Here is a 17369-nt window from a genome sequence, read left to right as displayed (position 1 = left end):
GGCCGCGGCCAGTGCGCGCGCCTTGGCCGACGTCCAGTCGTCCGGCGACTGATGCCAGTGGATGTCCGGCAGCGCCGCCTCGGTCGCATCGATCGCCAGCAGGATGTCTTCGCGCGCCTGGATGGGCGTGATCGAACGCGCCACGGGCACTGCCTCGGCAGCGGCGGCCGATGTACTCGCGAACAGAATCGCGGCGAGGAACGCCGCCCGGAAAGAGCAAGTTGGCGGCACGCGACAGACCCGCTATAAGCAAAATACCGCCGGTATCCTATGAGGCAATATTTTGCCGAGTCAAGTCACCCCGTCTTTCATGGCGTTCGTCGCCAACAATGTTCGCGAACGGCGCTTGGCCGCCGGCCTGAGCCAGAAGGCACTGGCGGCGCGTTCGGGTGTCAGCCAGCGGATGATCGGCGCGATCGAGGCCGGCACCAGCAGCGTCAGCACCGCGACGCTGGACCGGATCGGGATCGCGCTCGATGCCACGCTCGCAGAATTGGTGACCGACCCCTCCGCACCGCGAAGCGTGGTGGTGGACCGGCTGGGCTGGACGGGTGCGCACGGCGGCAGTGGCATCCTGCGCTGGAGCGTCAACGCCGTCCGCGAAGTCGATGCGTGGGCGTGGCAGCTGCAGCCAGGCGACCGCTACCAGGCCGCCGCCGACCCTGCGGGTTGGCACGTCATGCTCTTCGTGCTACAGGGACGGCTGACGCTCGAACTCGACGACGTTGAGATCGAGATCGAGGCGGATGCGCGCGTGTTCGAGAGCGCGACGACGCACGCTTACAGCAACCGGACCGACTCGCCGGTGCGGTTCTATCGCTGCACGGTGTGGTAGGTCGTCCGCGGCGACGTGGCTCGCTGCGGGTGGGTCGCTCTTCTGGCTTCCGGGTCAGGCGCGCGCGCCCAGCGACTGCACCATGCGGTCGCGCAGTTGGGCGTCGTCCTCGGCCTGCGGCGGGGCGATCTCGCCGGGCGCGAAACCGCGCTCGAGCGCATCCTCGGCGTCCAACCCGTCCCAGGCGACGAACTCGGCGTCGAGCAGCATCGCGCGCGCGGTGTCCTCGCTGTCGTAGGGCAGGGTGTTGCCGTCGCTGTCGAACACCTCGGCGGTGCCGGCCTCGAGCACGCGCAGGCGCGCCCAGATCACGGTCCGTCCGATCGTCGCCAGCCACCATTCGTCGCGGGTCATCGAAAACGTCCTTCCTAAGGTCAGGGGGCGATCGACCACAGCCACAGCACCGCGCAGGCGGTCAGTGCGCCGAGGATCACCATCAGCGAGATCCGCGCCGGGGTGGCCAGGCCGGTGAACTGGCGGTCGGGGACTTCGTAGTAGCCACCGGCCAGCAGCCAGCGCAGCGCCGCCGGCTGCAGGAATGCACCCTCGGCGAACCGCGCCCGCACCTGCGGATGCCGGTCGCGCAGGTGCACCAGCGACAGCGGCCAGAAGATCACGAACGCGGTCACGCCGCCGATCGCGACGCCGAAGAAGCACAGGGCGAGGAAGAGAATCACGGCGTGGTCAATACTCCGCCTGCCCCGGTGCGCGCGGGTAGGGGATTGCGTCGCGGATGTTGGACAGGCCGCAGACGTAGACGATCAGGCGCTCGAAGCCCAGGCCGAAGCCGGCGTGGGGCACGGTGCCGTAGCGGCGGAAGTCGCGGTACCAGCCGTAGTGCTCGCGGTCGAGACCGAACTGGTCCATGCGCGCATCGAGCACGTCGAGGCGCTCCTCGCGCTGCGAGCCACCGATGATCTCGCCGATACCCGGCGCCAGCACGTCCATTGCCGCGACGGTCTTGCCGTCGTCGTTGAGGCGCATGTAGAACGCCTTGATGTGCTCGGGATAGTTCGCGACCACGACCGGCCGGCCCACGTGCTGCTCGGTCAGCCAGCGTTCGTGCTCGGTCTGCAGGTCCAGGCCCCATTCGACCGGGAACTCGAACTTCTGCCCGGACTTGCGCAGCAACTCCACCGCCTCGGTGTACTCGATGCGCTCGAACGGGGCGTTGACGAACTTTTCCAGCCGCGTGATCGCATCCTTCTGCACGCGTTCGGCGATGAACGCCATATCGTCGGCGCGCTCGTCGAGCACCGCGCGGAACAGGAACTTCAGGAAGTCCTCGGCCACGCGTGCGTCTTCGGCCAGATCGGCGAACGCGATCTCCGGCTCGATCATCCAGAACTCGGCCAGGTGACGCGTGGTGTGGCTGTTCTCGGCCCGGAAGGTCGGGCCGAAGGTGTAGACCTTGCTCATCGCCAGGCAGAACGCCTCGACGTTGAGCTGGCCCGACACGGTCAGGAACGCCTCCTTGCCGAAGAAGTCGCGCGAAAAGTCGACCTTGCCATCGCGCAGCGGCAGGTTGGCCAGGTCCAGCGTCGAGATCCGGAACATCTGGCCCGCACCTTCGGCATCGGACGTGGTCACGATGGGGGTGTTGATCCAGTAATAGCCGTTCTGGTGGAAGTAGCGGTGCGCCGCCTGCGCCAGGCAGTGGCGGATGCGGGTGACCGCGCCGAACAGGTTGGTGCGCGGGCGCAGGTGCGCGACTTCGCGCAGGAATTCCAGCGAATGCGCCTTGGGCTGAATCGGATAGGTCTCCGGGTCCTCGACCCAGCCCACGACCTCGATCTCGCGCGCCTGGATCTCGAAGCTCTGCCCCTGGCCCTGCGAGCGGACCAGCGTGCCGGTGGCGATCACCGAACAGCCGGCGGTCAGCCGCCGGATCTCCGACTCGTAGTTGGCCAGTGTCTGCGGCGCCACGACCTGGATCGGCGCAAAACACGAGCCGTCGCTGACGTTGACGAAGCTCAGGCCCGCCTTGGAGTCGCGGCGGGTGCGGACCCAGCCACGGACGGTGACGTCGCCGCCTTCGGGAAGATGGCCGGCGAGGGCCTGTTGGACGCTGGTCGTGGTCATGCCTTGAATCCCGGAAATCCGCACCGATGAATGGCTGCACAGTCTACCGTGCCGCCGCCGCGCCGCGGATGTCCGCTCAGCTGCCGCTGTCGACCGCAGGAGTACACTCGTCCCATGGCCATCGCACTCGCTCCCGCTGCCCTCGAACGGGCCCGCCGTTTCCTTGCCGCCAGCCCCGATGCGCTGGGGTTGCGCTTCGGCGTGGCCAGGACCGGCTGCTCGGGATGGGGCTATGTCGTCGACCTCGCCCACGAGGAACGTCCCGGCGATGCGGTCTCCGAGCAGGACGGTGTGCGGATCTATGTCGATGCGCAGAGCCAGCCGATGGTCGACGGCACCGAGATCGATTTCGCGCAGAAGGGACTGAACCAGGAGTTCGTGTTCCGCAACCCCAATGCGGCCGCCGAGTGCGGCTGCGGCGAAAGCTTCACGACCGATCCGGGCAAGGCCTGATCGCTTCGGCCGGTGGCCTCGGCGGCCAGGGCGAACGTTCCCGCCGGGGCAGTGCGCGTCTAGGCGGCGTCAGGCGCGCTGCGCCGGAACTCGCTGCGCAGCACGAAACCGATCGCCAGCAGCGTCAGCAGCGCCATGCCGAACCAGGTCAGCGCATAACTGAGGTGGTTGTCGCGGAACTGCACGATCGTCAGTCCGGGCACCGGCCAGTTGGCGCCGTCGATCGAGGTCTGGGCGTCGATGAAGAATGGCGCCACCGGTGCCGGGACCTGCCGCGCGGCAGTCATCTCCACCGGCACGCGGGCATACCAACGGTCCTCGGCGGGCACGTTGGCACGCACGAACAGGCCGGCGCGGTCGGGCTGGCGTAGCAGGCCGGTGACCTCGACGACGTCGGCGGCGTCCACACGGGCGCGGCTGTCGCGTCGGCGATGCGCATTGTCGACGTAGCCGCGGTTGATCCACACCGCGCCGTCCGCGGTCGCCATCGGGGTCATGATCCAGTAGCCGGGTCCACGCTCGGTGGAGGCGTAGACCGCGACTTCCTGATCGTGCAGCAGGCGCCCGCGGGCGGTCACGCGCTGGTACTGCGCATCGGCCACGTCCAGGCTGTCCCAGTCGGCGACGGCCGGCAGCGCTGTGGGGGCTGCGTGGATCCGGGCCTCGACCCGGGCGATCAGGTCGCGTTTCCAGCCCAGCCGCTCGACCTGCCACAGGCCCAGCGCGATGAAGCCGGCGGTCGCGGCGACCAGGAATACCAGCAACGCCCAGCGTCGGGCCGGGCGTTGCGGGGCGCGTTGCACGTGCATGCGGAGGCGTCGCGTCCGGTCAGGGCGCGGCGCGCATCTGCTCGGGCGACATCGGCATCATGTTGTTGTTGAGGTGATACATGACCCACAACGAGCCGACCAGCGCGATGACGATGAGGATGCCGGTGAACAGCATCGACATCAGGATCCAGCCGCCCTCCGATTTCCGGTTCATGTGCAGGAAGTAGATCATGTGCACGACGATCTGGATGGCGCCGAACATCATGATCAGTGCGACTGTCCAGACACGGCTCTCGATCACCTCGCCCATGACCAGCCAGAACGGGATGACGGTGAGGATCACCGACAGCACGAATCCGATCACATAGTCGCGCATGCTGCCATGGCCGTGCGCGTCGTGTGCCGCCTCGTGGGCAGGGTGGTGGTTGGTTCCGGTGCTCATCCCACGACTCCCATCAGATACACATACGAGAACACGCCGATCCAGATCACATCCAGGAAGTGCCAGAACATCGACAGGCACATCAGACGGCGGTTGTTGGCGGCGTTGAGCCCGTGCTTGCGCAACTGGACCACCAGCGTCACCAGCCAGATCAGGCCGAACGTCACGTGCAGGCCGTGGGTGCCGACCAGGGTGAAGAACGCCGACAGGAATGCGCTGCGCTGCGGTGTCGCGCCCAGGTGGGCGAGGTGGTGGAACTCGTAGAGTTCGATGCCCAGGAACGCCAGGCCGAACAGGCCGGTGACGAGCAACCAGCCGATCGTGCCCCGGATGTTCTGCTTGTACGAATTCAACATCGCGAACCCGTAGGTGATCGACGAGAACAGCAGCATGAACGTCGCGACCAGGATCAGCTTCAGGTCGAACAGGTCGGCCGGCGATGGGCCGGCCGCGTAGTTGCGGCCGAGCACGGCGTAGATGGCGAACAGGATCGCGAAGATGAGGCAGTCGCTCATCAGGTAGATCCAGAAGCCGAGGTTGGTCCCGGTCTCGGGGTGGTGCCCATGCCCGTCCTCGGCATGGGGGTCCTCGATCACGTGGTAGACGCGGGCGGTATCGCCGGAAGTGGATTGGATGCTGTGTGCCATGTCAGAGCGCCTGCTGCGCGAGATCGCGCGTGCGTTGTTCCTCGGTGTCGATCACGTCCTGAGCGGGGATGTAGTAATCGCGGTCGTAGTTGAAGGTGTGCGCGATCGCCGCGACCACCAGGGCCACGAACGACGCGCCGGCCAGCCACCAGATGTGCCAGATCAGGCCGAAGGCCAGCGCGACGCTGATCGCCGACAGCACGACCCCCGCACCGGTGTTGCGCGGCATGTGGATCGGCACGAAACCGGCCAGCGGACGCTTGTAGCCGTGACGCTTCATGTCGGCCCAGGCGTCGATCTCGTGGATCACCGGGGTGAAGGCGAAGTTGTAGGCCGGCGGCGGCGACGAGGTCGACCACTCCAGCGTGCGGCCATCCCACGGGTCGCCGGTGACGTCGCGCAGCGCCTTGCGCTTCCGCACGGCCTGGACGATCGACATGATGAACGCGCCAATGCCGGCCGCGACCAGCGCCGCGCCAATCGCCGCGACCACGAAGAACAGATGCAGCGAGGTGTCCTCGAACTGGCTCAGGCGGCGGGTCACCCCCATCAGGCCCATGATGTAGAGCGGGGTGAACGCGACCCAGAAGCCGGTCAGCCAGCACCAGAACGAGACCTTGCCCCAGAACTCGTCGAGCTTGAAGCCGAACGCCTTCGGGAACCAGTACACCATGCCGGCGAACAGGCCGAAGACCACGCCGCCGATGATGGTGTTATGGAAGTGCGCGATCAGGAACAGGCTGTTGTGCAGCACGAAGTCAGCGGGCGGCACCGCGAGCAGCACGCCGGTCATGCCGCCGATGACGAAGGTGAACATGAAGCCGATCGTCCACAGCATCGGGACGTCGAAGCGGATGCGTCCCTTGTACATCGTGAACAGCCAGTTGAAGATCTTCGCGCCGGTGGGGATCGAGATGATCATCGTGGTGATGCCGAAGAACGCGTTGACGCTGGCACCCGAGCCCATCGTGAAGAAGTGGTGCAGCCACACCAGGTACGACAGGATCGTGATCACCGCGGTCGCGTAGACCATCGACGTATAGCCGAACAGGCGCTTGCCGCAGTACGTCGAGACGATCTCCGAGAAGATGCCGAACGCCGGCAGCACCAGGATGTAGACCTCCGGGTGGCCCCAGATCCAGATCAGGTTCACGTACATCATCGGGTTGCCACCCAAGTCGTTCGTGAAGAAGTTGGTGCCGACATAGCGGTCCATCGTCAGCAACGCCAGCGTCGCGGTGAGGATCGGGAACGACGCGACGATCAGGATGTTGGTGCACAGCGAGGTCCAGGTGAAGATCGGCATGCGCATGTAGCGCATACCCGGCGCACGCATCTTGACGATCGTCACGATCAGGTTGATGCCCGACAACGTTGTGCCGACACCCGCGACCTGGAGCCCCCATAAGTAGTAGTCCATGCCGACGCCTGGACTGTAGTCGGCGCCCGACAACGGCGGGTAGGCCAGCCAGCCGGTCCGCGCGAACTCGCCGACGAACAGCGACAGCATGATCAGCACCGCGCCGGCGGCGGTCATCCAGAAGCTGAAGTTGTTGAGGAACGGGAACGAGACGTCGCGCGCACCGATCTGCAGCGGCACGATGTAGTTCATCAGGCCGGTCACCAGCGGCATCGCCACGAAGAAAATCATGATCACACCGTGCGCGGTGAAGATCTGATCGTAGTGATGGGGGGGCAGGAAACCTTCGCCACCGCCCGAGGCCAGGGCCTGGTGCGCGCGCATCAGCACGGCGTCGGAGAAGCCGCGCAGCAGCATCACCAGCGCCAGGATGCAGTACATGATCCCGATCTTCTTGTGGTCGATGCTGGTGAACCACTCCTTCCACAGGTAGCCCCAGAGGCGGTACCGGGTGATGAGCACGAGCAGCGCGATGCCGCCGAGCGCAGTGCCGATGAAGGTCGCCGCGAGGATCGGGTCGTGGAGGAAGGCCAGGGACTCGAGCGAAAGACGCCCGAGCCACGGTGAGTTGAGCTGGTCCTGGGGTGCGGACATGGGGTTCCTGCCTAGTACTGGATTCGGTGATGCGATCCGGGATCAGCGGCCTGAGGGGCCGCCGTCGTCGTCCGGCTTGCCGGGCGCGCCTTGCTGCTGCGGTGCCTGTCCCGGCGGGATCGGCTGCACGCCCTTGTCGTCGGCGCCTTCGCTCGAGGGCGTGGGCTGCGGTGTCGGCTCCTCGGGCGAAACGGCTCGCGGCTGGTGGCCCTGCGGCTCGTCGCCACGCGCTTCGCGGCCGGCCTCGGGGAACGTCGCGCCAGGAGCGGCCATCGGTTCGTCGGCGTGGCGGTTGTCGTAGCGCAGCCGGGCGTAGTTGGCATGGCTGTCCACGCCGCCGCCGCCCGAGCGGTCGATATGCATCATCTCGTGGATGCACATCGAGCCGGGCGACACGCACATGTTGAGGATCGCCTCGTAGAGCGCCGGGTCGACGTTGCCGAAGTAACGCACCGGTTCGCGCTCGGAAGGCTTCTCGAGCACCAGGTACTCCTGACGGCCCAGCGGGGTCTGGTCGGCCTGCACCTTGCGCACCCAGGCGTCGAAGCCTTCCTGGCTCATGCCGTGGAAGTCGAAGTGCATGTGCGAGAAGCCATCGCCGCTGTAGTTGGCCGAGAAGCCCTTGTAGACGCCCTCGGCGTTGATCACGGCGTTGAGCTTGGTCTCCATGCCGGTCATCGCGTAGATCTGGCCGGCCAGCGCGGGGATGAAGAACGAGTTCATCATCGACGCGGAAGTGATCTTGAACTCGATCGGCACGTTCACCGGCGCGGCGAGCTCGTTGACCGTCGCGATGCCCTGCTCGGGATACAGAAACAGCCACTTCCAGTCGAGGGCGACGACTTCGACCACCAAGGGCTCGACGCCCTCGGCGATCGGCGTGTTGGAGTCGATCCGGTCGAGTGGGCGATAGGGGTCGAGCTTGTGGGTGGCGATCCAGGTCACCGTGCCGAGCACCAGGATGATCGCCAGCGGTGCCGACCAGATGATCAGCTCCAGGCGCGTGGAGTGGTGCCAGTCCGGCGCGTACTCGGCGTTCCTGTTCGACGCGCGGTACTTCCATGCGAAGAAGAACGTCAGGAAGATCACCGGGACGATGACCAGCAGCATCAGCACCGTCGACAGCAGGATCAGGTCGCGCTGCTGCAAGGCGATGTCGCCGGACGGCCGCATGAGCACCCAGTCGCAGCCGGACAGCAGCAGGGCGGCCCCGAACAGGACCGAGAATCGAAGGAAGGATTTCATTGGCGGGAGATCAACGACTGAAAAGGGAAAGACGGCTTGACGGAGGCGCCACGTGGCGGCGGCTAGCGTGGAATCAGGGCAGGGCGCGGACGCGTGCTGCTGCGCACCTTGCGTGGTGGGCCCGTTTGGGGTTCACAATGCGGTGCATTATCCCCCATGACGACCGGAGAGAGCGCGCAGATGAGCGGAACCGCACAGCAAGCCACCACCGGGCTGGACGATGCGCCGGAGACCGACGACCTGGAGATCTCGCCTGGGAAGATCGCCTTCCCGGTCGTGATGGGCCGGACGTCGGAGTTCTTCGACTTCTTCGTCTACGGCATCGCCTCGGTGATGGTGTTTCCTTATCTGTTCTTTCCCGACAGCGACCCGGTGCAGGCGACGCTCAAGTCGTTTGCGATCTTCTCGCTGGCGTTCATCGCCCGCCCGATCGGCTCGGCGGTGTTCATGGCCATCGACCGCAACTTCGGTCGGGCCGCAAAGCTGATCGTGGCCCTGTTCCTGCTGTGCGGCTCGACCATGGCGATCGCGTTCCTGCCCAGCTACGCCCAGGCGGGCCTGCTGGCGCCGGTGCTGCTGGCAGTCTTCCGCTTCGGCCAGGGGCTGGGCTGGGGCGGCGCCTGGGACGGGCTGCCGTCGCTGCTGTCGCTCAGCGCGCCCAGAGAACGCCGCGGCTGGTACGCCATGGTGCCGCAGCTGGGGGCGACGTTCGGCTTCATGCTCGCGGCTGGCATGTTCCTGGTGTTCACCCGCTTCCTCGGCCATGAGGACTTCATGGCCTGGGGCTGGCGCTTCCCGTTCTTCGTGGCGCTGGCGCTGAACGTCGTCGCGCTGTTCGCGCGGCTGCGTCTGGTGGTCACGCCGGAGTTCGTGCAGTTGTTCCGACAGCAGGAGCTGCAGCCCCGCCGGATCGGCGAGACCATCCGCACGCATCCGCGTCAGGTCCTGCTCGGTGCGCTGATTCCGCTGGCCAGCTACGCGATGTTCCACCTGGTGACGATCTTCCCGCTGAGCTGGGCCACGCTTTACACCGACCATGACCCGGGCGACTTCCTGGTCAGCCTGCTGATGGGCGCGGTGGTCGGCGGGGTGGGCATCGTGCTGTCGGGCCTGCTGGCCGACCGGGTCGGCCGCCGCGGGCAGCTGGCGATCGCGGCGGTCCTGATCGCGATCTTCAGCTTCTTCGCCTCCCGCCTGCTGGGCGACGACACGACCGCTGGCCGCACGACCTACGTCGTCGTGGGCTTCGCGCTGCTGGGGCTGTCGCTCGGCCAGGCGAGCAATGCGATCGCCTCGCGCTTTGAGAGCATCTACCGCTACACCGGCGCGGCGGTCACATCCGACATCGCCTGGCTGCTCGGCGCGGGCTTCGCGCCGCTGGTCGCGCTGGGCGTGTGCAGCCGATTCGGGCTGGAGTACGTGGGCTATTACCTGCTGTCGGGCGCGGTCGTGACGTTGGCTGCGCTGGGCTTCAGCCGAACGCTGGAAACCGTGCGCTGACCCCCACGCACCGTGCGCCCAGTCGGGCGCACGGTCGATTCGGTCAAGGGCGGCGGTCTGCACGATGCGTTCGTCCGGGCCCGAAACATCCGGGCATGAGAGGCGGGGAGGGGCCTGCGGCTCGACTCGGGCGCGTCCGCTTGGGGTGCGCTCCGATGTCGCGGTGGCCGGGTGTCCATTTCACCATGCCCGCCTGCGACAGGGCTGCGACCGAGTGTCGCACCTGCGCGCTGGACCACCTGCGCATGCCCCGCGCTTGCCCGGAGGCGGGGAATCTGTGAGAATTGCCGGCTCCCTGCGCCCAGGCGCCGGGAGGCCCTTGCCCCACTGCGCACGCGGGGGGCTATCCGGACCGCCGCCGACCGGCGCGGTCGATATCCGAAAGGAAACCACTATGCGTCATTACGAAGTCGTGTTCTTGGTCCACCCGGACCAGAGCGAGCAGGTGCCCGCGATGATCGAGCGTTACAAGTCGATGATCGAAGGCGCCGAGGGCACCATCCACCGTCTGGAAGATTGGGGCCGCCGTCAGCTGGCCTACCCGATCAACAATCTGGTCAAGGCCCACTACGTGCTGTTCAACATCGAGGTCGGCCAGGCCGGTCTCGACGAGCTCGTCGAGGCGTTCCGCTTCAACGATGCCGTGCTGCGTCACCTGGTGATCCGCCGCGAAGAGGCCGACACCGAGCAGTCGCTGATCATGAAGAACAAGGACGACAAGGGCGACAAGCCCGAGCGTGGCGAGCGTCGTCGTCGCGATGACGAGGGCGAGTCCACCGGCGGCGACGCCGACGGCGACAAGTCCGACAAGCCCGACACCAACGCCGAAGCCGCCTGAGGAGCACGTCCATGTCCAAGTTCTTCCGCCGCCGCAAGTTCTGCAAGTTCACCGCCGAGGGCGTCAAGGAGATCGATTACAAGGATCTCAACACCCTGCGCCAGAACCTGACCGAGAACGGCAAGATCGTTCCCAGCCGCATCACGGGCACCAAGTCGCGTTACCAGCGCCAGCTGGCCACGGCCGTCAAGCGCGCCCGTTACCTGGCCCTGATCCCGTACACCGACAACCACAATGTGTGAAGCTGCGGGTCCTTCCGCCAAAGCCCGGCCTTCGATGGCCGGACTTTAAAAAAAAGCGGATGGCGACACCGTTCTGCACCATCATTCCGTCCGGTTCGGACAGCAATCGTTGCGGCGCCTGGGGCGCCGCTAACGAATACGGAGCTACACCATGCAACTGATTCTCCTGCAGAAGGTCACCAACCTCGGCAACCTCGGCGACAAGGTCAATGTCAAGCCGGGCTATGGCCGCAACTACCTGGTGCCCCAGGGCAAGGCCGTGCCGGCGACCGAGGCCAATCTGGCCGAGTTCGAGACCCGCCGTGCCGAGTACGAGGCCAAGGCCAAGGCGCAGCTCGACGAGGCGCAGTCGCGTCTGGCCAAGCTCGAGGGTGCCAGCGTGACCGTCTACGCCAATGCGTCGACCGAAGGCAAGCTGTACGGTTCGGTCGGTCCGCGCGAGATCGCCGACGCCCTGACCAAGGCGGTCGCACCGGTCGAGAAGTCGGAGGTCGTGCTCGGTGAGGGCGCGTTCCGCACCACCGGTGAGTACGAGGTGGTCGTGCACCTGCACGCCGATGCCGAGACCACCGTCAAGGTGATCATCGAAGGCGAGGTCGCCTGATCCATCGGATCGGGTGGTCCTTAGACGGGCGCCGCAAGGCGCCCGTTTTCGTTTGGGTGTCCTGTTTTGGTCGCTTGTGCCGGGCTTTGGCTTCGGGGACCACGCATCGGCCTGCCGGGCCACGGTCGCTCTTCCCTCGGTCAGGGCCGCTTCGCGGTCCGGCCCGGCGCAGCGCGCCGTGCGTTCATGTGGACGCGCGGCAATGCCGCGCAAGCCGTCCCCACTCACCCTGCCCTGACTCGGGCGCGCGCCCGCTCAGCTTTGCGGATCGGTCCGGCCCGGCGCAGCGCGCCGGGCGTTCGCCCACTCGCGCGGCATGCCGCGCAAGCAGAGCGGGCTCACCCATGGCGCGCTCGGCGCGACCATGACCCCCCAGTTCGCCGCTTGCAGCAAGCCTTAGGCTTTCGTGCCTTCGGAAATGCCTCACGCAGCAGCGCTTTTCACAGGCGTTTGGTCCGTCTGAGGCATCCAACCGCAGCGCGCATGAGCTTTCGAGGTCTGCATCGTCCCAACTCGCGGGCGAGGGCTCGGCCGGGCGTTGCGGAGAGCGGACCATGGATGGTCCGCGGCGGCGAGTCAGTCAGGGATGACTGACCGAGCCGAGGAGCAATCCCGGCCGGGTACTCGCAGCCGCCGAAGAAGTCGTCTCAGTCCGCGAGATAACCCGTTGTGAAGCTGCCCATCGTTAGGCTTATCCACAGGTTATGGGGTCGCGTGTCCACAGGCCCGCGCTCTAGCATGCCACTTGCCGTAATCCGTTCTTTCTGAAGTCCACGCCATGTCCGCACGTCCCGAGTACCGCAATGACCACCGTGCCGATGCGCGCGTCGAACAGCTGCGCATTCCGCCGCAGTCGGTCGAGGCCGAGCAGGCCGTGCTTGGCGGCCTCATGCTGGTGCCCGATGCGTACGACCGCATTGCCGACCTGCTGGTGTCGGAGGATTTCTACCGGCGCGACCACCAGAAGATCTACGCCGCGATCCAGGAGCTGGCCGAGAAGAACAAGCCGTTCGACGCGGTGACGCTGGGCGAGTGGTTCGAGTCCAACGGGCTGTCGGAGCTGGTCGCCGGCGGCGCGTACCTGGGCGAGTTGGCGAGCACGACGCCGTCTGCGGCCAACATCCGCGCCTACGCCGAGATCGTGCGCGACAAGGCCATCCTGCGTCAGCTGATCGATGTCGGCACCGAGATCGTCAACGACGGCTTCCAGCCCGAGGGCCGCGACAGCAGCGAGATCCTGGCCAAGGCCGAGCAGCAGGTGTTCAAGATCGCCGAGGCTGGTGCGCAGGGGCGCAGCGACTTCACCGCGATCAACAAGGCGATGGCCGACGCTTTCGACGTGCTGCAGACGCGCTACAACAACGGCGGCGGGGTCACCGGCTTGCCGACCGGCTATACCGAATTCGACGAGATGACTGCCGGCCTGCAGCCGACCGACCTGATCATCCTGGCCGCGCGCCCGGCGATGGGCAAGACGACGTTCGCGCTCAACATCGCCGAGTACGCGGCGATCAAGACCAAGAAAGCGGTCGGCGTGTTCTCGATGGAAATGTCGGCCAGTCAGCTCGCGCTGCGTCTGATTTCCTCCAATGGCCGCGTCAATGCGACGCGCCTGCGCACCGGTCAGCTCGAGGACGAGGACTGGAGCCGGGTGAGCAGCGCGATCCGCATGCTCAAGGAGACCAAGATCTTCATCGACGACACGCCGGGTCTGGGGCCGGACGTGCTGCGCGCCAAGTGTCGCCGCCTCAAGCGCGAACACGATCTGGGGCTGGTGGTGATCGACTACCTGCAGCTGATGTCGGTACCGGGCAACAGCGAGAACCGCGCGACCGAGATCTCGGAGATCTCGCGCTCGCTCAAGGGCCTGGCCAAGGAGCTCAATGTGCCGGTGATCGCGCTGTCCCAGCTCAACCGTTCGCTGGAAACCCGCGCCGACAAACGTCCGGTGATGGCCGACCTGCGCGAGTCGGGCGCCATCGAGCAGGACGCCGACATCATCATCTTCATCTACCGCGACGACTACTACAACAAGGAAACCTCGCCGGACAAGGGGCTGGCCGAGATCATCATCGGCAAGCAGCGAAGCGGCCCGACGGGCTCGGTCAAGCTGAAGTTCTTCGGCGAGTACACGCGCTTCGACAACCTCTCGCACGACTCGATCGGCAGCTTCGAGTAACACGACGCGGTCGTGTCTTCTTCATTGGGGGGGGGCGGGGTGGTGTCGCGCCCGGAGACGGGCGAACGCACGCAGGGGGCGCGCCGATGTCGAGGCCGCCGCCGGTCATGCGGCGCGCAGCCTCGTTTCCGGCATCGCTTTACGGCTGGACGTGATGCAGCCGCACGCGGCCCACGTGCACCCCGACGTTGGCCGGATCGATCGCGATTGGCACGGCATCCTCAGTGCGGAAGCGTGGCGTGCCGTCGGGCATCGACACGGCGATTTCCAGGGCGACCGCGCCGTGCAGACGCGCGCGCGGCACGACGAGTTCGAACGCGTAGGGTCCGGCGCCGACACTCGTGCTGCGTTCGGCCAGCACCCGCGCCTCGCCCGTGCGGGCAGGGTCGACCAGGCGGACATCGAGCCGCGAGCCCTCGGGCATCAGGATCTTCTCGAAGTAGACGGCTTCGCCCTGCAGGGTGAGCGACGGCTGCGGCATGGTGTCGGTCATCGATGGTGCTCCTGCGGCGACGGTTGGGGCCGGGGTCTGACAGGCGCCGAGGAGCGCCACGGAAAGCGCTGCGGCGGCGATACGGGCAAACACCAGGACGGGGCGGGTCGGGGACATCGGATGGGCTCCACGGTGGCGAGGCCGACCAGCATGCGCGTCGCCAGCGCAATGGCGGCGCAACGCTGGACCGGCCATGGTCACGGGCGCAGGCGCAGGCGGACCCAGGTCCCGAAATGGTCGGACGGCCAGGTGCCCTCGGCGTCCGGCGTGTCGAGCACCACCTGGGCGTCCTCGATCTCGAACCGGTCCTGCTGCGCGAACACCAGATCGATCCGTGACCGGTAGTCGAAGAAGTGCGGATTGAGCGTGGTCACGCCGGCGCCGTCGGCTTCCGGGTGCAGCGTGCCATAGGCGTCGATGTAGCGTGCGCGCAGCGCCGCGAACTCGGGTGCGCTGGCTGGCGCGTTGAAGTCGCCCAGGATCAGCGATGGCGCTTGCGCGGACGTCCGCGCCACGAAGTCGAGTGCGTCAGCGACCTGGACGTCGCGGATCGCGCCGCCCTCCAGCGTCCAGTGCAGGTGGGTGAAGTAGACATCGAGCGGGCGTCCATCGATGTCGAGGCGTGCGTGGCCGATGCTGCGCGAGTCGTCATGCGGCTGCAGCCGATGCCAATCCTGCGCCTTCACCGGTAGCCGGGTGAGCAAGGCATTGCCGTAGCGGTGCGCCTGGTCGGCCGGGTCGGTGGAGACGAACTGCACCGCGTAGCCGAGCTCGGCGGCGATGGTCTGCGCCTGGTTGCGCAGGGTCTGGGTCTGCAGCACTTCCTGCAGCGCCACGATATCGGGATCGAGCGCGCGCAGCTGCTCGACGATCAGCGGCAACCGCTTCGGCCAGTCGGCCTTGTCGTGGTAGATGTTGAGCGTGACCACGTCCAGGGTGCGCGGCGTCGCCGGTTCGGCTTTGGCGCCGCCGGTGCCGGTGCAGGCGGCGAGGAGGAGCAGCGACAACGCCGCGGGCAGGCAGTGACGCATCAGGCGGGACAACGGGGACATGGCGGCTCCGGTCATTCGGGGGTGAGGTCGGTGCGGACGATGGGGTAGAGGTTGTAGCGCGCATCCCAGGCGCTGTGCCGACGATAGAAGTACGCCAGGCGTGCGCGCGGATCCGCCGCGAAGGCCGGATCGTCGCGCAGCCGGGCCCGGAAGTCCTCGGCGAGCGCCGGATCGGCGGCCAGCATCTCGCGCGCCACCGCTTCGGCGACGTAATCCTCCATGTACTCCTTGCGCTCGAAGTGGGTGTTGAAGCGGCCCCAGGCGGCCATCGAATCGGGCGCCTGCGGCTCGAGCAGCGCGGCGACCAGCCGCGCGCGCGGCTGTGCGATCGGTACGTACAGCGCGCCGGCGCCGATGTCCTGCGGCTCGGCGCGCCAGCGGCCTTCGAGCGTGAGCCGCTGGTGGCCCTCGACCGGGGCGGTGCCGAACGCGGTGCGCTCGGCGCGGAAGGTGTCGACGGCGAGCTGGGGATGGGCGCGCTTGAGCGTCGAATGGGCGATACCGTGGCGGTCGAGTGCCTGGGCGACGCTGGCCGCGTGGGCGGCGGGCACGATGTAGCCGGCGCGCGGCAACACGACGCTCAGCGACGGCACGATCTCGTCGCGCAGCGGCACGTGCCAGATCTGCGGCGTGGTCTCGTCGTAGCGCGTCATCAGTGCGCCCGACACCTCCGACAGCGTGCGCGTGTAGGCATAGCCGCGGAAGTCGACCATCCGCGCGCGCGCCGTGGCCTGCCAGTCCAGCGGCAGCGGGGTGCCGCCGAGCGCGGCGGCGCGGGCGTCGGCGTCGGCTGCCACGCGCATCCAATCGCGGCCATGGCGGGCGATCTGCTCGAGTACCGAGACCACGGTGTTGCGGGTCAAGGCCACGCGGACCGGGTAGGGCTTCCACGAGTGAGTCTCGATCAGCATCGCCACCCGGTTGCGCAGCGGGAAGTAGCCGGTCGAAAAGCGCGGCGGGGACACGCCGTCCTCGAAGCCCGAGGCCGGATCGTCGGATTCGACGAACGACGGGTAGTAGGGCAGCGGCAGCGCGCCCTGGCGCGCGAGGTCGTCGATGACCGCATCGCGAAATGTGCGCCCGACGCTGCGCATCTGCGCATCGCCCGAATGCAGCGGTTCGACCTGCACCGCGATGTCGTGTTCGAACTGCGCGCCATTGGTCGCGTGCAGGTCCACATAGGCGATCGGATCCCAGGCCTCGACCAGTGCCAGCATCGCCTGCATCTCCGGCGACTCGGCCTTGGCGTAGTCGCGATTGAGATTGTAGTTCTGCGCGGTGGTGCGCCAACCCATCTCGCGCGGACCGCGCTGGTTGGGACGGTTCCAGGCTGCGAACCGCTCATGGCCGTCGGCGCTGAATACGGGCACGAACACCCAGACCAGCGCGTCGAGCGCGCCGGGCGCGGCGTCGCCGTCGAGCACCTGGCGCAGCGCCAGAAAGCCGGCGTCCTTGCCGTCGATCTCGCCGGCGTGGATGCCGCCCTGGATCAGCACGACCGGAATGCCCTGCGCACGCGCCTGGGCAGGGTCGAGCGTGCCGCTGCGGCTGACGATCAGCGCCTGCATCGGCCGGCCTTCGGGCGTGGTGCCGAATTGGGTGCAGCGCACCGCATCGGGATGCAGGCGGGCGAAGGTGGCGCACAGGCGCACGACCTCATCAAAGCGGCCGGTCTCGACGAAGCCGCTGCGCTCGGACACGGTGATACGCGGATCGTCGCTGGCCGAGGCGGACGGCAGCGGCGCGACGAGTGCGGCGGCGAGCAACAGCGGCAGGAACGGGCGGCAGGACATGGGGCGGTCCGGAGGAGAACGACGACGCATGATGCCCGGCCGGGCGCGCCCGCCCAAGGGCAGGTGTCGCGATCGATGGCCCAGCGCCCGGCACTTGCCGCCGTCCGGCGGGCATGGCAGTCGCGGGCCGGACGCGAGGATCGGGTAGGCTGTCGGGTTCCCAGACTGCCTTCGACGTGC

The 17369-nt window shown here is 67.3% G+C and carries 19 protein-coding genes; 8 read left to right on the top strand and 11 right to left on the bottom strand.

From position 1 onward, the window contains the following. Positions 1 to 61: 61 nt before the first annotated feature. Together ABE488_RS13210 and ABE488_RS13205 are read left to right on the top strand one after the other, a co-directional pair. Complete coding sequence (locus ABE488_RS13210) at positions 62 to 274, top strand: hypothetical protein (protein ID WP_346448807.1); 213 nt, start codon at positions 62 to 64, stop codon at positions 272 to 274. 36 nt (positions 275 to 310) lie between these two features. Further along, positions 311 to 835 (top strand): XRE family transcriptional regulator, encoded by a 525-nt coding sequence (locus tag ABE488_RS13205; RefSeq protein WP_346448805.1) that lies wholly within the window; start codon positions 311 to 313, stop codon positions 833 to 835. Positions 836 to 889: 54 nt separating this feature from the next. On the opposite strand, the gene ABE488_RS13200 is transcribed toward ABE488_RS13205, so the two are convergent. Genes ABE488_RS13200 through asnS form a run of 3 tightly spaced genes read right to left on the bottom strand, consistent with a single transcriptional unit; the run spans position 890 to position 2917 of the window. Beyond that, positions 890 to 1189: a hypothetical protein gene (locus ABE488_RS13200; protein ID WP_346445379.1), complete on the bottom strand. Its 300-nt coding sequence runs from the start codon at positions 1187 to 1189 to the stop codon at positions 890 to 892. Positions 1190 to 1209: 20 nt separating this feature from the next. After that, positions 1210 to 1512 (bottom strand): hypothetical protein, encoded by a 303-nt coding sequence (locus ABE488_RS13195; protein ID WP_346448803.1) that lies wholly within the window; start codon positions 1510 to 1512, stop codon positions 1210 to 1212. A 7-nt stretch (positions 1513 to 1519) separates the two neighbouring features. Next, positions 1520 to 2917: an asparagine--tRNA ligase gene (gene asnS, locus ABE488_RS13190; protein ID WP_346445381.1), complete on the bottom strand. Its 1398-nt coding sequence runs from the start codon at positions 2915 to 2917 to the stop codon at positions 1520 to 1522. Between the two features lie 114 nt (positions 2918 to 3031). On the opposite strand from asnS, the gene ABE488_RS13185 reads away from it, so the two are divergent. Beyond that, positions 3032 to 3370: an iron-sulfur cluster assembly accessory protein gene (locus ABE488_RS13185; protein ID WP_346448801.1), complete on the top strand. Its 339-nt coding sequence runs from the start codon at positions 3032 to 3034 to the stop codon at positions 3368 to 3370. A gap of 59 nt (positions 3371 to 3429) precedes the next feature. Here ABE488_RS13185 and ABE488_RS13180 read toward each other — a convergent pair whose 3' ends face one another. The 5 genes from ABE488_RS13180 to cyoA are packed head-to-tail and all read right to left on the bottom strand — an operon-like array spanning position 3430 to position 8488. After that, complete coding sequence (locus tag ABE488_RS13180; protein WP_346448799.1) at positions 3430 to 4179, bottom strand: SURF1 family protein; 750 nt, start codon at positions 4177 to 4179, stop codon at positions 3430 to 3432. A 19-nt stretch (positions 4180 to 4198) separates the two neighbouring features. Continuing rightward, positions 4199 to 4582 carry a cytochrome o ubiquinol oxidase subunit IV gene (gene cyoD / locus ABE488_RS13175; protein WP_346448797.1) on the bottom strand — a complete coding sequence of 128 codons (384 nt, stop codon included), beginning with the start codon at positions 4580 to 4582 and terminating at the stop codon, positions 4199 to 4201. Further along, the gene (gene cyoC, locus ABE488_RS13170) at positions 4579 to 5229 is read right to left on the bottom strand and encodes a cytochrome o ubiquinol oxidase subunit III (RefSeq protein WP_346444031.1); all 651 of its coding nucleotides are present in this window, start codon (positions 5227 to 5229) and stop codon (positions 4579 to 4581) included. The genes cyoD and cyoC overlap by 4 nt, the downstream gene beginning before the upstream one ends. Position 5230: 1 nt before the next feature. Next, entirely contained in the window at positions 5231 to 7243 is a 2013-nt protein-coding gene (gene cyoB, locus ABE488_RS13165; RefSeq protein WP_346444033.1) for a cytochrome o ubiquinol oxidase subunit I, read from the bottom strand. 42 nt (positions 7244 to 7285) lie between these two features. Further along, the gene (gene cyoA, locus ABE488_RS13160) at positions 7286 to 8488 is read right to left on the bottom strand and encodes a ubiquinol oxidase subunit II (RefSeq protein ID WP_346444035.1); all 1203 of its coding nucleotides are present in this window, start codon (positions 8486 to 8488) and stop codon (positions 7286 to 7288) included. A 180-nt stretch (positions 8489 to 8668) separates the two neighbouring features. Between cyoA and ABE488_RS13155 the strand changes: the two genes are divergently transcribed. The 5 genes from ABE488_RS13155 to ABE488_RS13135 all read left to right on the top strand — a co-directional run bounded on the left by ABE488_RS13155 (position 8669) and on the right by ABE488_RS13135 (position 13851). Next, positions 8669 to 9988 (top strand): MFS transporter, encoded by a 1320-nt coding sequence (locus ABE488_RS13155; RefSeq protein ID WP_346444036.1) that lies wholly within the window; start codon positions 8669 to 8671, stop codon positions 9986 to 9988. 394 nt (positions 9989 to 10382) lie between these two features. After that, on the top strand, positions 10383 to 10826 hold the full coding sequence (gene rpsF, locus ABE488_RS13150; RefSeq protein ID WP_183425435.1) for a 30S ribosomal protein S6: 444 nt from the start codon (positions 10383 to 10385) through the stop codon (positions 10824 to 10826). Between the two features lie 11 nt (positions 10827 to 10837). Beyond that, the gene (rpsR, locus tag ABE488_RS13145; RefSeq protein ID WP_047135782.1) at positions 10838 to 11068 is read left to right on the top strand and encodes a 30S ribosomal protein S18; all 231 of its coding nucleotides are present in this window, start codon (positions 10838 to 10840) and stop codon (positions 11066 to 11068) included. A 151-nt stretch (positions 11069 to 11219) separates the two neighbouring features. Next, entirely contained in the window at positions 11220 to 11672 is a 453-nt protein-coding gene (gene rplI / locus ABE488_RS13140) for a 50S ribosomal protein L9 (RefSeq protein WP_346444038.1), read from the top strand. A 778-nt stretch (positions 11673 to 12450) separates the two neighbouring features. Further along, entirely contained in the window at positions 12451 to 13851 is a 1401-nt protein-coding gene (locus ABE488_RS13135; protein WP_047135784.1) for a replicative DNA helicase, read from the top strand. 139 nt (positions 13852 to 13990) lie between these two features. On the opposite strand, the gene ABE488_RS13130 is transcribed toward ABE488_RS13135, so the two are convergent. The 3 genes from ABE488_RS13130 to ABE488_RS13120 form a co-directional block, all read right to left on the bottom strand. Further along, entirely contained in the window at positions 13991 to 14344 is a 354-nt protein-coding gene (locus tag ABE488_RS13130) for a YbaY family lipoprotein (protein ID WP_346448795.1), read from the bottom strand. 197 nt (positions 14345 to 14541) lie between these two features. Beyond that, positions 14542 to 15396, bottom strand: a complete 855-nt coding sequence (locus ABE488_RS13125) for an endonuclease/exonuclease/phosphatase family protein (protein ID WP_346444042.1) — start codon at positions 15394 to 15396, stop codon at positions 14542 to 14544. Positions 15397 to 15407: 11 nt separating this feature from the next. Next, positions 15408 to 17189 carry a M14 family metallopeptidase gene (locus ABE488_RS13120; protein ID WP_346448793.1) on the bottom strand — a complete coding sequence of 594 codons (1782 nt, stop codon included), beginning with the start codon at positions 17187 to 17189 and terminating at the stop codon, positions 15408 to 15410. Positions 17190 to 17369: the final 180 nt, after the last annotated feature.

Source organism: Luteimonas sp. TWI662 (assembly GCF_039673825.1).
Taxonomy (GTDB): Bacteria; Pseudomonadota; Gammaproteobacteria; order Xanthomonadales; family Xanthomonadaceae; genus Luteimonas.
Note: the sequence above shows the minus strand (reverse complement) of the source record. Positions and strands in the feature narration are given on the sequence as shown.